Annotated in this window: 10 protein-coding genes and 1 tRNA gene; 8 read left to right on the forward strand and 3 right to left on the reverse strand. The window is 42.7% G+C overall.

The window, feature by feature from the left end; all coding sequences use genetic code 11:
- Nucleotides 1-4 precede the first annotated feature (4 nt).
- The 4 genes from FXZ76_RS02520 (at nucleotide 5) to FXZ76_RS02535 (ending at nucleotide 3634) form a co-directional block, all read left to right on the forward strand.
- Nucleotides 5-907, forward strand: coding sequence for a DegV family protein (locus tag FXZ76_RS02520; RefSeq protein ID WP_079535621.1), 903 nt, complete (start codon nucleotides 5-7; stop codon nucleotides 905-907).
- Nucleotides 908-1523: 616 nt separating this feature from the next.
- A complete protein-coding gene (locus tag FXZ76_RS02525) occupies nucleotides 1524-2450 on the forward strand; it encodes a DegV family protein (RefSeq protein ID WP_079535622.1) in 927 nt (308 codons plus the stop codon).
- A 118-nt stretch (nucleotides 2451-2568) separates the two neighbouring features.
- On the forward strand, nucleotides 2569-3246 hold the full coding sequence (gene pyrE / locus FXZ76_RS02530) for an orotate phosphoribosyltransferase (protein ID WP_079535623.1): 678 nt from the start codon (nucleotides 2569-2571) through the stop codon (nucleotides 3244-3246).
- Between the two features lie 313 nt (nucleotides 3247-3559).
- A tRNA-Thr gene (locus FXZ76_RS02535) sits at nucleotides 3560-3634 on the forward strand.
- Nucleotides 3635-3807: 173 nt separating this feature from the next.
- On the opposite strand, the gene FXZ76_RS02540 is transcribed toward FXZ76_RS02535, so the two are convergent.
- Nucleotides 3808-4053, reverse strand: a complete 246-nt coding sequence (locus FXZ76_RS02540) for a hypothetical protein (RefSeq protein WP_147571517.1) — start codon at nucleotides 4051-4053, stop codon at nucleotides 3808-3810.
- 797 nt (nucleotides 4054-4850) lie between these two features.
- On the opposite strand from FXZ76_RS02540, the gene FXZ76_RS02545 reads away from it, so the two are divergent.
- Nucleotides 4851-5969 (forward strand): protein-tyrosine phosphatase family protein, encoded by a 1119-nt coding sequence (locus FXZ76_RS02545; RefSeq protein ID WP_079535625.1) that lies wholly within the window; start codon nucleotides 4851-4853, stop codon nucleotides 5967-5969.
- A gap of 519 nt (nucleotides 5970-6488) precedes the next feature.
- Here the strand turns inward: FXZ76_RS02545 and FXZ76_RS02550 are convergent.
- Both FXZ76_RS02550 and FXZ76_RS02555 read right to left on the reverse strand, forming a co-directional pair.
- Complete coding sequence (locus FXZ76_RS02550; RefSeq protein ID WP_079535626.1) at nucleotides 6489-8201, reverse strand: amidohydrolase; 1713 nt, start codon at nucleotides 8199-8201, stop codon at nucleotides 6489-6491.
- A gap of 188 nt (nucleotides 8202-8389) precedes the next feature.
- Complete coding sequence (locus FXZ76_RS02555; protein ID WP_079535627.1) at nucleotides 8390-8632, reverse strand: hypothetical protein; 243 nt, start codon at nucleotides 8630-8632, stop codon at nucleotides 8390-8392.
- A gap of 50 nt (nucleotides 8633-8682) precedes the next feature.
- Here FXZ76_RS02555 and argB point away from each other — a divergent pair, with 50 nt between their 5' ends.
- The 3 genes from argB to argF all read left to right on the forward strand — a co-directional run bounded on the left by argB (nucleotide 8683) and on the right by argF (nucleotide 12555).
- Nucleotides 8683-9639: an acetylglutamate kinase gene (argB, locus tag FXZ76_RS02560; RefSeq protein ID WP_079535628.1), complete on the forward strand. Its 957-nt coding sequence runs from the start codon at nucleotides 8683-8685 to the stop codon at nucleotides 9637-9639.
- A gap of 444 nt (nucleotides 9640-10083) precedes the next feature.
- Nucleotides 10084-11298, forward strand: coding sequence for an arginine deiminase (locus FXZ76_RS02565; protein WP_079535629.1), 1215 nt, complete (start codon nucleotides 10084-10086; stop codon nucleotides 11296-11298).
- A gap of 261 nt (nucleotides 11299-11559) precedes the next feature.
- Nucleotides 11560-12555: an ornithine carbamoyltransferase gene (gene argF / locus FXZ76_RS02570; RefSeq protein WP_079535630.1), complete on the forward strand. Its 996-nt coding sequence runs from the start codon at nucleotides 11560-11562 to the stop codon at nucleotides 12553-12555.
- Nucleotides 12556-12571 lie beyond the last annotated feature (16 nt).

Raw genomic sequence — 12571 nt, forward strand, 5'->3', positions numbered from 1 at the left:
AATTTTGATTCGCATAATGTGCGACTCTGTTGCAACTTCTGATTATTCGGAGTTGCACGATTTAAAAGTTGACATTGTCTCTCTTTCGGTTCATTATGATGGGGTCGATTGCCTTGATGTGAACATGGACTTTGACGATTTCAATGAGCATCTAGCTGAGAGAGCTCTAAATTTGCCAACTTCAAGCCAACCTTCGATTGCAAGCTTCGAGAATTATTTTGAGGACGCTGCAAAAAAAGGCGATTTAGTTGTTGGAATTTTTATGTCGAGTGTTCTTTCTTCAACCATTGAGGGTGCCATCATGGCCGCTAACTCTGTGAAGAAAAGATTCGCCAATTTTGAGTGCCGCTTGATCGATTCTTTTGCAGCTTGCGGGCCTCAGATGTGTGCAATTCTAGACGCAGTTGAGATCCGCAATGAAGGAGGCTCAATTGATGAAATTGCAGAAGCCGCAAAGCGTGCAACGTTGCGCTCAAGGATAATGTTTACCCCCGATGACCTTCGCTTTTTAGTTCTGGGAGGAAGGCTTAATGCTGTCACAGCCAAGGTTGCTTCAAGGCTTAAAATTTTTCCAATAATAACAACAGTTGATGGTCGCGCCGATGCATTGGTTAAAGTTAGGACAAAGCAGAAGGCAGACGACAAGATGCTTGACGTCTTTACTAGAGATGTTCGCGAGCATGGATTAAAGCATGTTGTGATTCATTATGCAGGGAAGAAAACGGATGAGCTAAAAGCATTTTCAGATCGAGTCAATCAGCTGGTTGGGATAAAAGTTAAAGAGGTGTCGGTGTCTCCTGTGATTTCGGTTCATGCTGGCCCAGCAATTGGAATTGCCTATCAATGTGAAGAAGAGATTGCAGGTCGTTTCACTAAGCCAAATCCGCAAATTATCTATGCAATTTAAATAGTTTAAGACAGCAACCCCTCTTAATTATCAGACATAAGATGCCGTTGTTTTTTTGGCATTTTTTTATTTTTTTATAAGCAGCTACTATCAAGTAGTACCTTCTATCAAGTAGTGCCAGGCATAAGTCGCATCAACACAATGGTGCCAGCCATAATGGTGCCAATCAGAAATTTTTCGCGCACAATGGTGCCAGCCATAAATTTTTAACTGGTGTCATTTTTAACTGGTGCCAGCCATAAGTTTTTACCACCTATAAAACTGTGCCAACCATTACTGAGAGTTCGTTTTTGACCATTTATTGGTGCCAACCATAGGACACTTCTGCACAGAGGTGCCAACCTTAAATGACTGCAAATAGCTTCAGACCGTGTGCAATGTTGTCGAGCACAATGGTGTCAGCCATATTTATACCTTCTATACAGTCGTGCCAGCCATAAATGAGAGTTTTTGACTGTTAACTGGTGCCAACCATAGGTAGCTACAGGTTGTGAGCAATGGTGCCAGGCATAAAATTCAAGTGGTGCCAACCATAAATTTAAGGGCTGGCGCGAGAAGCTATGCTGGAAAATGTGTGAGAAAATTTAAATGCGTCATGTTTGATAGGAGATTATTTATGAGAAAGTGCAATTTGATTATTGATACTGCGTGCGACCTTCCACAGGAATATATTAAGGCTGATGGCGTGACCCTTTTGCGTTTGTCTTATGCAATTGAGGGCGTATCTTTTGAGGATGACATGTTTTGTGAGCAAACTCCTCATGACTTTTACGAAAAAATTCGCAAGGGAAAAACACCGACAACTTCTCAAGTTTCCTTCGAGTCGTTCATTAACATATTCAAGAAGGCTGTGGAGTCTGGCGTTCCGACTGTTTATTTGGGATTTACCTCTGCACTTTCTGGAACTTTCAATACAGCGAGTTTGGTGCGAGATCAAATTGTCGAGCAGAACCCGGGCGTGGAGCTCTATGTTGTTGACACGAAGTTGCCTTCAATCGCCGAGGGCCTCTTTGTCATTGAAGCAATCAATCAAATGAATGCAGGGCTCACTGCAACTGAAATGGTTAAATGGGCGAATGAGGCAAAGTATTTTATAGATGCCCAGTTCATGGTAGACGATTTGGAATCGCTAAAGCGTGGTGGGAGGATTCCTGCTTCTGTTGCAATAGCAGGTTCAAAGCTAGACGTCAAGCCAATTCTAACTATAAATTCAGATGGTGGCTTAAAACTTGTTGGAGTAGCACGAGGGCGGAAAAAGGGAGTGCGCCAGCTCGCCGATTATTTCGAGAAACGCATTCCAGATTTAACTAGTGCTGGAGCAGTTGTGATTGGCGATGCCGATTGTCCTAAGGAATCAGACAAGCTTCGAGATTTGTTGTTGAAGCAGAACAATTCCCTGCTTATTGTGCAAACTAATGTTGGCCCTGTGATTGGCTCGCACGTCGGGCCAGGCATGATTGCAGTTGCTTTTTGGGGAAGAGACAGACGCGAAAGCATGTCTATTACCGACAGGATTGCAAAAAAAGTTAAATCTGAGAATTAGTAAACCTTTTTTGTTACTGGCTGATTTGTAATGTGGCTTAAGTACTTCCGAGTGATAACGGTAGCTGCGTTTTAGTGTTGTTTTCTTCATTTAAAACAAGTCAAATTGGAGGTTTGAGATGGAGCAATATAAAAAAGATTTTATAGAATTTATGGTCAATTCAAACGCGCTGAAGTTCGGTGAGTTTACGCTTAAAAGCGGTCGTAAATCGCCGTATTTTATGAATGCTGGTGCATACACGACTGGAAGGCAGCTAAAACAGCTAGGAGAGTTTTATGCTCATGCGATAAATGACACTTTCGGTCTAGACTTTGATGTTGTCTTTGGCCCTGCATATAAAGGTATTCCGCTGTCGGTTGTCACAGCAATTGCAATTCATGAACTCTATGGCAAAGAGGTTAGATACTGCTCCAATAGAAAAGAGGTTAAAGATCACGGTGACACAGGCATTTTGCTTGGTTCGAATTTGAAAGATGGCGATCGAGTTCTCATTGTTGAGGACGTCACAACTTCCGGTAAATCTATCGAGGAGACATATCCAATCGTTAAAGCCGCTGCTGATGTTGACGTTATTGGCCTCGAGGTTTCGCTCAATCGTTGTGAGGTCGGAAAAGATACGACGGAAACGGCACTCACCCAGGTTTCTTCTTTATACAGCATGAAAACTTCGGCAATTGTAACTATCCATGAGGTTGCACAATATTTGCATAATCGCGAAATTAATGGTGAAGTCCTAATCGATGACGCGACATCTGCACGCATGCAGTCCTATTTAGAAGAATACGGCGCCAAATAGGTTGCTTGTTGAACTTTCGCGATTAACTATTATGGAGAGAGAAGAAGGAGCATTAAGTGCTTGTGGTAAAGACGACAGTTGTTTAGTCTTTTATGGAAGTGAATCATGTTCCTGCCATTATTTTAATGTGTTTCGATAGTCTGAGCTTATTGCAGTTAAAGCGCTGTTTTAGCGGTTTACTTCATCTCTTTTGAGATTTCTGCTCAGATATCAGTCGACTTTTTGTGAGTATTTATTTTTTTAAAATTTACGCGAAAAAATGACTGAAATGTTCTAAAATTTTAATTCCTGTGTGTTTCGCAGGTTGGTGGATGCCAGCGTGGCTCAACGGTAGAGCAACTGATTTGTAATCAGTGGGTTGCGGGTTCGATTCCTGTCGCTGGCTCCAGACTTTCCCCAGTTCAAAGAATACTTTTTAGTTACCACATGGTAAAAATGAGATTTTTAGAAGTGCTAAAAAGTGCTTAATAATTAAGACTTCCATAATTTTTGTACTCTTTGTTTGCTTTTCGTTGATTGTTGAAGGTAAAACTGTTCAGTTGTGCGAGTGGTAGTGTGTCCTTAAATTACTCCCATGAGTGTTGTGCGCGCATTTTGACGTTTTCGAAAAGTGTGCAAGGCCACTTTTTGGGTTGCTAATACCCAGTAATACCTTGTTAGTTCGGTGTGTTCTCTCTTCTTCCTTTTAATAGCTTGCTTTTTCACTCCAGACTTGCGGTGGAACAATGGTGCAGGAACAACGATGCCAGGAACAACGGTGCCAACCATAAGTTTTGATTTTTTGATTGAGACGCGCTTTGTTTTCATAGATCCCAGACATTCAGAAGAGCTTAGAAGCACTTTTATTGAGTTTTCATGCATTTTTGGAATACTTTTATTTGATGTTTGTTCGCTGGTGTCAGCCTTGATTGTTGGTAGAGCATTGGTGCCAACCCTGGTTGAAACAGGATGCTTTTTTCACTTAATCGGGCGAGCCAATTGACACTGGTGTCAACCATAATCGATAACTGTTCACGAGTGTCTGTTCACGAGTGCCAGCCATATTTGGAATTAGAAGAGCTTAGAAGCACTTTTATTGAGTTTTCATGCATTTTTAAAATACTTTTATTTAATGTTTGTTCGCTGGTGTCAGCCATGATTGTTGGTAGAGCATTGGTGCCAACCCTGGTTGAAACATGATGCTTTTTTCACTTAATCGGCCGAGCCAATAGACACTGGTGTCAACCATAATCGATAACTGTTCACGAGTGTCTGTTCACGAGTGCCAGCCATATTTGGAATTTGATGCTCTTTTCATTGAGCTGGCGGAAAGATTGACAATGGTGCCAGCCATGATTGTTAATGATGCAAGTGTGCCAGCGCAATGGTGCCAACCATAAATTTCTGTCGAAAGATTATTCAAAATCTTTCGTTTATAGAAAGTTTTTAACTTAAATCAAATTTTTGCTTGAATTTTTCTGCATTTGTTCAAAAAATAAGTTTTCCTATTAATAGACCTTTTTACTTAAGAGTGCTTCCCGTGATGACCCCTAGCAGAAAGGTTAACCCCCCTAAAAGCCCTTGAGTATTAAGGAGATGTCGAAAGGGTGAACTAAGGAGGATAGATGAATAGTTACAACACCACAAGAAAAAGTGTTTTTTCGCTTCTGCTCGCGGCGTTTGCATGCTTGCTTGTAGTCTTTACTCTGTCTGGTTGTCAGCAGACTGCGCCTGAAGAGAGTACTTCTGAAGAAAATGCTAGCATGGCAGGAAAACCACTTGCTAATCCAACTCCGCCAGCTGAGTATTCAAAGGCTGTTTGGAAAGTCGATTATGTTAATGAAGAAATAACTGACGACTTTGTTCATGATAATTGGAGAACATCTAAAGATGAGTTCCCTGAGGAAAAGGTCGCACGACTTGGGGAGCTTGGTCTCAACACCGAGGTGAGCCGCGCTGGAATGGATACTCTGCAGACAATTGGTGGTGCTGACTTTACAAGCAACCAGTTCGATTGGATTCTTGAGCAGGTCGAAGGCATGGGTGTGACGCCTGATAAATTGACAGTTCTTGACTTGCGCGGAGAGAGCCATGGTTTGATTAACGGCGACGTGTTTATGTATTGGATTTCTAACAATTACGTTAATGAAAGCACTCCTACTGAGGAAGTGACAAAGATTGAAGAAGACCTTCTTGATGGTTTGAAGAAAGAGGGAACTCTTGAATTCTTCCAGACTGTTAATTGGGGTGCAGCAACTGATTTGCCAAAACTTAAGTATGAGAACCCCACCATTATGACAGAGCAGGAGCTTGTCGAGAGCAAGGGTGTGAAATATGTTCGTTTTGCTGACACAAATCATTTCCGCCCTGATGATCACGAAGTTGACTTGTTTGTTGATTTCATGGCTGGAGTTGCCGATGACGAGTGGCTGTTTATGCATTGCTATGCAGGTGAAGGCCGCACGACTAACTTCATGGTGATGACTGACATTTACAAGAACTACAAGGTAGCGAGCTTTGATGATATTGCTGCTCGCCAGGGACTCATCGGCCCTGTTGATGTTCGTACAGAAATCATCGAAACTGGCAAAACCCACTATAAGATGAAGGCTTCGACTGAGCGTCGCATATTCTTGCAGCAGTTCTACAACTATGCAAAAGACACTAATTTCAAGGGAAAAACCTGGACTGAGTGGTGTTCTGAAAAAGATTTGACTTTGCAGTACATCCCACCAGCAAAATAACCCCCCTCAAGGGCTGCCGTTTTTTTGGTAGCGCGGGTGCGGATTGAAAATCCGCATCCGCATTTTTTTGCTCTTTTTTGTCGAGATTGTAAGGATAACTATGCTTGCAAATGGTGCCAGCCATAAATTATTGGGATCAAAGATATCTGTTCAATGGCGTTCGTTTAACGGTGCCAGCCATAATTCTTTCAATTCAGCTGTTCTTTTTCTTCTTGCGCAATTAAACAATCAAGGAAGACTCAGTGATAAGTGCTCTAAATAGTGCCTGCCGTAATAGGTGCCAGCCATAATTCTTTCAATTTAGCTGTTTTTTCTTCTTGCGCAATTAAACAATCAAGGCAGACTCAGTGATAAGTGATGTAAATAGTGCCTGCCGTAATTGGTGCCAGCCATACATTGGTGCCAGCCATAAATTATTGGGAGAAACGGCGCCTGTTCAATGGTGCCAGCCATAATTTAACAGCAAATTAAAAGTGTTAAATTTGTGCCTTCTAGTCTCCTTTTTTGATATGGCTCTTGCTAAAGACTCTTCGCGCTATATACACATTTGCCACCTAAATATGTCGCAAGAACTTTGTTTGATTGAATTTTCTCAGCCTTGATAGTTAAAAGATCATTTTGAAGGACAACGAAATCCGCAAATTTCCCTGGTTCTAGGCTACCTAGGTTTCTTTCATTTGCTGCGGCGATTGCACTTCCTAATGTGTAATATTGCAAAGCTTTTGCAATTGAGATGTTTTGCTCAGGGTGCCAACCCTTTTCTGGGAGATGTGTTGAGGGGTCCTTCCTTGTGACTGCTGTGTAGAGAATGTCCATTGGTGACACTTTCGTAATCGGGGAATCGCTTCCGAACGCTTGAGTGATGCCCTCTTTTTCAAAAGTTTTGAAAGGCCACATTAGTTTGCACCGCATTTCACCAAGATCCCTCTCAGGACCGCCTGGATCTAGTGTTATGTGGCAAGGTTGAGAAGAGACTACGACCTCACATTCCTTCAAACGAGAAATGTCTTCTTCAAGGATGTTTTCTACATGCTCTAGTGTGTTTTTGCCTGTTTCTGGCGGACCATATTTCTCTATTGCTTCTTCGAATATGTCAAGAGCAAAGTGGATTGCGCAATCTCCAATCGTGTGAATCCGTACTCCCTGTTTGTCTGATGCCGCAGAAAGAACGAGGTCGCGCATTTCTTTGTGGGGAATAGTAAGCTCGCCGCAATCCTCTTTGAAACGTGCGTTAGTGTAGGGCTCAGTTAAGTATGCAGTGTGTTCTGAAGACACCCCATCAAAAAACTGTTTAAATCCAGGCGCATATAAGAAATCGCATTCTTTGATTTTTTTTTGCAATTGTGCCAACCTTGATTTATTCTTGAGCAGCGTTGGGAACATGTGAACGCGAAGGCACATTTTATCTTCTCTGTTTAGTCTCTCGAAAATGTCGTCACGGACGAAGTCGCTTCCTTCATGCGGCATTAGTGACATGTCGCACACGGATGTGATTCCGAGTGAGGACATCCTTTTCATTTCATTCTCGTAGGCCTCAGCGATTCTTTCTTCCCCTAACCATTCAAGGCAGAATGGAAGGAGTTTCATTGCTTTCTTTTCATGGAATATGCCGGTTTGGAGCTCTTTTTTAGTCGGTTGAACATTTATGGCTGGCACCGTTTTGCACAGAGAAAAATTATCGTTGGCACCGTTATGCGACCTTGAGATTGTCTTTATCTCTTTATGGCTGGCACCGTTTTGCAAGAGGCCTAGTTGATTCATGGCGCACGTATTTAGCCACAATGTGTGTCCGTCTCCTGAATACATTACGCAAGGTCTGTCTGGAAAAGCTTTGTCAATAGAATCTTTCGATGGGTATTTAGCAGGAGTCCATCTGTAATAACGCCACCCTTGAGTGACAACCCAGGCATCAGGTGGAAGATTTTTTGCAAATTCCTTAGTTTTTTCTACAAGGTCAGCCTCCGACTTCCCCAAACAACGAAGCATGTATGGCGAATTTCCAATTGCTGTGTGGAAGAAATGTAGATGCGCGTCGTGGAAGCCTGGGCACAAAAAACTATCGCCAAAGTCAACTGTTCCATTTTTTGATGAGAATTGTGTGCAAACAATCTCAGGTTTATCGACGGCTAGTATTCGCGCGTTCCTAACGGCAATTGCCAGATCTTGCGGCTTCAATGGTTTTTTAGAAGTAAAGACTTTTTTAGATCGGAAGATGAAATCACAATTCTGCATGTGGTGCTCCTTTCGGTCTGCTTCTACATTAAACCAAAACATATATACTTTTAGTTGGCGTTTGATTTTTAAAGGAAAACCAAATGGCAAGCAGACGAATCCTTAACTATGGTGGTGGGACTCGTTGCGGGAAAATGTCCGCCTTATCCTATCGTGCTCTTTTTAAACATTGGCATTCCTTGTCAGTTTTAGAAATCATCCCCAACATTTATGTCAATTCGTCCTTCTTTGATTTTTGTTTTGGCAAAGTATTGACTTTGTTCAATGGTGCCAGCCATAAAGTTCGTCGCGTGTTCAATGGTGCCAGCCATGATTTTCGACGCATGTTCAATGGTGCCATCCATAAAATTCGACGCATGTTCAACCGCAGCAGACACATGATAAGTGGTGCCAACCATAAAAATCAATGCATGTTCAATGGTGCCAGCCATAAATATACGCATCCGTTCCTTTTTCCGCTTTCGCTTTTTGGAGGTAGTTTATGAAGCTAGCAATCGCAACTCAACGGAAAGGCAAATCGGCTCTCACTGGAGAAGTTCTTAGTGAGGCGATGCCCTGGATCAAAGAAATCACAGGAAAAACTGTCGTAATAAAATATGGCGGTGCTGCCCTTGTCGACAGCGAACTCAGAAGATCTGTTCTTTCCGACATTCTCATGCTCAAAATGCTTGGTGTTAAACCAGTGATTGTTCACGGTGGTGGCAGTGCAATGAATGATCAACTTCGAAAGAGGAATTTTCCTGTTGAGTTTATTGATGGGCAACGCGTTACGCATGAGGAGAGCCTTGATTTTGTTCGCGAGGTGATGACAGGAGAGATTAATCAGCAACTCGTTTGGGAGATGAATCAACACGGAAACATTGCAGTTGGCATTAGCGGAATTGACGGTGGTGTTATCGTGGCTGAGCCTGGCGACCCGCGCCTTAAAAAAACTGGGAGAATTACTCGGATCAACGAGGGTCTCATTTCTGGCTTAGTTGAGGATAACTACATCCCTGTAGTTGCAGCGATTGCTATTGGCGAGGACAATGGTGTTTTTAATGTAAATGCGAGCTTGGCGGCTGGGCACATTGCCTCGGCAATTGGTGCTCACAAACTGGTGTTTATTTCCGATGTGGATGGTCTTTACAAGAATAAGGATAACTCCGACAGTCGCATTGCGAACATGAACAAGCAAGAGGCAATTAATTTGCTTGCTGATAAATGCAATACGACTGGTGGCTCTATTCCAAAGTTGCAGAGTTGCATTCATGCTCTTGACAAGGGGGTTTATTCAGTTCACGTTTTAAATGGGAAGATTCCGCACGTAATGCTTGTTGAGTTTTTAACAGACGAGGGAATTGGGACATCCATTTCAAATTTAGGAGACCCAGAAACTGGAGGCAGAGCGCTAGTTAATGACTTTGCGTCCCGTTTAATTGAGAACCGTTGCAGATAGGCGGATTGCAAGCGTTCACGAGCATTACCCCTAGCACAACTGAACAATTAGCTCAATTGAACAAAGGTGCCAACCCTGCATAGACGGGTGCCAACCATAACTTATAGACGGGTGCCAACCATAACTTGCACGAGCGACATGCGGTGCCAGCCATTATGCCTTCGCTTTTATAGAGGAGAATTCAGTTTCGTTTGTGCTTCCGAATTAGGTTGTTGCCAAATGAAATCGCTCGGGAGTGTTGCAATTTCTTAATTGAGCACAACTACCGAAAAAAATTTATTTCTTCTGTAATACGACTATATGCAATATTTATACGCGTTTAGAAAATGATGCGATGAGATCTAATCGAAATTTATTAAATAGCGAGGAAAAATTTAGACTTTCTAGGGTAATATATTTATCAGGTGGTGGATTTTAATATTCATTTTTACGCGGAGGGTCACAATGCCTCGAGTGAATGTAAAATCCGAAGTAAGGCCACTGTCGCAGGTCATCTTGCACAGGCCTGGAAACGAACTCTTAAACCTAACCCCAAACACATTAGAAGAATTGTTGTTTGACGACATTCCTTTTTTGCGAGTCGCGCAAGAGGAACACGATGCGTTTGCAAAAGCACTCGAAGACAACGGTGTCGAGGTGCTCTATCTCGAGAAACTGGTAGCAGATGTCTTTGACGAGAATCCGGATTTGCGCTCAAATTTTTTGGAGACGTGGGTTTTAGAAGCTGGAGTTCATTCCGATTATTACAAAAATGCAATCTTTGAATACATGAATTCAGAGTTCAAGGACACCCTTGAGTTTGTGTTAAAAACTATGGAAGGTGTCAATATCGATGAGCTTGACGTCGATTTGTCGCATTCTTTGAGAGCTTACGTTATTGAGAAGTCGACGTTGATTGTTCCACCGATGCCAAATCTTTACTTTACGCGCGACAATTTTGCGATGATTGGAAATGGCGTTTCAATTAATCACATGTATTCAGCCACCCGCAATCGCGAAACTATTTATGGTGACTACATTTTCTCGCATCATCCAACCTACAAGGACGTTCCTCGTTACTACGACAGGAAATATCCTTTCAGCATCGAGGGCGGCGACATTTTAAACATTAGTGAAACCTGTCTTGCTGTCGGCATTTCACAGAGGACCGAGGCTGACGGAATTCAGTTGCTTGCTGAAAATATTTTCGCGTCAGATTCGCCAATAGATACGATTCTTGCTTTTGAAATCCCAAACAATCGATCGATGATGCATCTCGACACTGTCTTTACTCAGATTGACTATGACAAATTTGTAGTTCATCCTGGCATTTTGGCACCTTTGACAGTTTATGAATTATCTAAGAAGGGTAAAGGTATTCGTGTCACTGAAGAGACAATGTCGCTAAAAAAGATTCTGAAAAAGCACGTTGGTTGCAAAGTTGAGCTCATCAAGTGTGGAGGTGGCAACAGAATTGTCGCCGAGCGAGAGCAGTGGAACGACGGTTCAAACACACTCTGTATTTCCCCTGGAAAAGTTGTTGTTTACGAACGAAACGATGTTACAAACGCGATTTTGGAGGAAAAGGGAATTGAAGTAGTGCAGATTCCATCCGCGGAGCTTTCTCGTGGCAGAGGAGGTCCTCGTTGCATGTCGATGCCGGCATGGCGTGAAGATTAGCCTCCATTATTTTATGGTTGGCACCATTGCACAAAAGTCAGAAATTTAAGGTTGGCACTTTTGTGCGATGGGTTAGTGGGCAGCTCTTGCGGGGGAAGGCACCTTTCCACTCATGGTTGGTACCTTTTACACGGCACCGCTAAAGAACTGTTACACGTTATGGTTGGCACCATTTTGAGTGCCACATGATTTTGGAAATCAGGCCAGTTGCATGCAGGTCTTAATGGTTTTAGTTGTTGATATTAGAGAAAGGATTTATGTATGCCAGTATCACTAAGCGGACGTCATTTTTTGAAGTTACTCGACTTTACTACTGACGAAATCAATTATTTACTCGATTTATCTCGCGAGCTAAAGAATTTGAAGCTAACCGGCACGCCTCATCGTTATCTTGAAGGAAAAAATATTGTTCTTCTTTTTCAGAAGACTTCTACCAGAACACGTTGCTCATTTGAGGTAGGCGCAATGGATTTGGGAATGGGCGTGACCTATCTCGATCCAGGTTCATCTCAAATGGGTAAAAAGGAATCGATTGAAGACACTGCACGCGTTCTTGGTCGTTTTTATGACGGCATTGAATTCAGAGGTTTTGCTCAAACCGATGTAGAAGAACTTGCCGAGAATGCAGGTGTTCCAGTTTGGAATGGTCTCACAACAGAGTGGCACCCAACACAAATGCTTGCAGACATCATGACTATGCAGGAAGCATTTAACTATGACATCAAAGGCAAGACACTTGTGTTCATGGGCGATGCTGCTAATAACGTTGCCCGTTCATTGATGGTGATTTGTTCTAAGCTTGGTCTAAATTTTGTAGCATGTTGCCCAGAGGCAAATGCACCAGGACAAGATGTGATTGATGCCTGCACTCCGATTGCTGAGGAAAATGGATGCACAATCACTGTCACCTCTGATGTAGAGAAGGCTGTCACTGGTGCTCACTGCATTTACACCGACGTTTGGGTCTCAATGGGTGAGCCAGATGAAGTTTGGGAGACCCGCATCAAAGACCTTGAGCCTTTCCGCGTAACGAAAGAGGTTATGGAAATGGCCGACAAAGACGCAATTTTCTTGCATTGCTTGCCATCGTTCCACGACACAAACACAACAATTGGTGCTGACATTGCTGAGAAATTTGGCGTAACTGAAATGGAAGTAACTGACGAAGTGTTCGAATCTCCTCAGTCAAAAGTGTTTGAGGAGGCGGAAAATCGCATGCACACCATCAAAGCTGTGATGTATGCAACTTTGAAATAGCCTAAAGGGGGAGCTG

Origin of the sequence: Phoenicibacter congonensis (genome assembly GCF_902386915.1) — a bacterium.
Classification (GTDB): Bacteria; Actinomycetota; Coriobacteriia; order Coriobacteriales; family Eggerthellaceae; genus Phoenicibacter; species Phoenicibacter congonensis.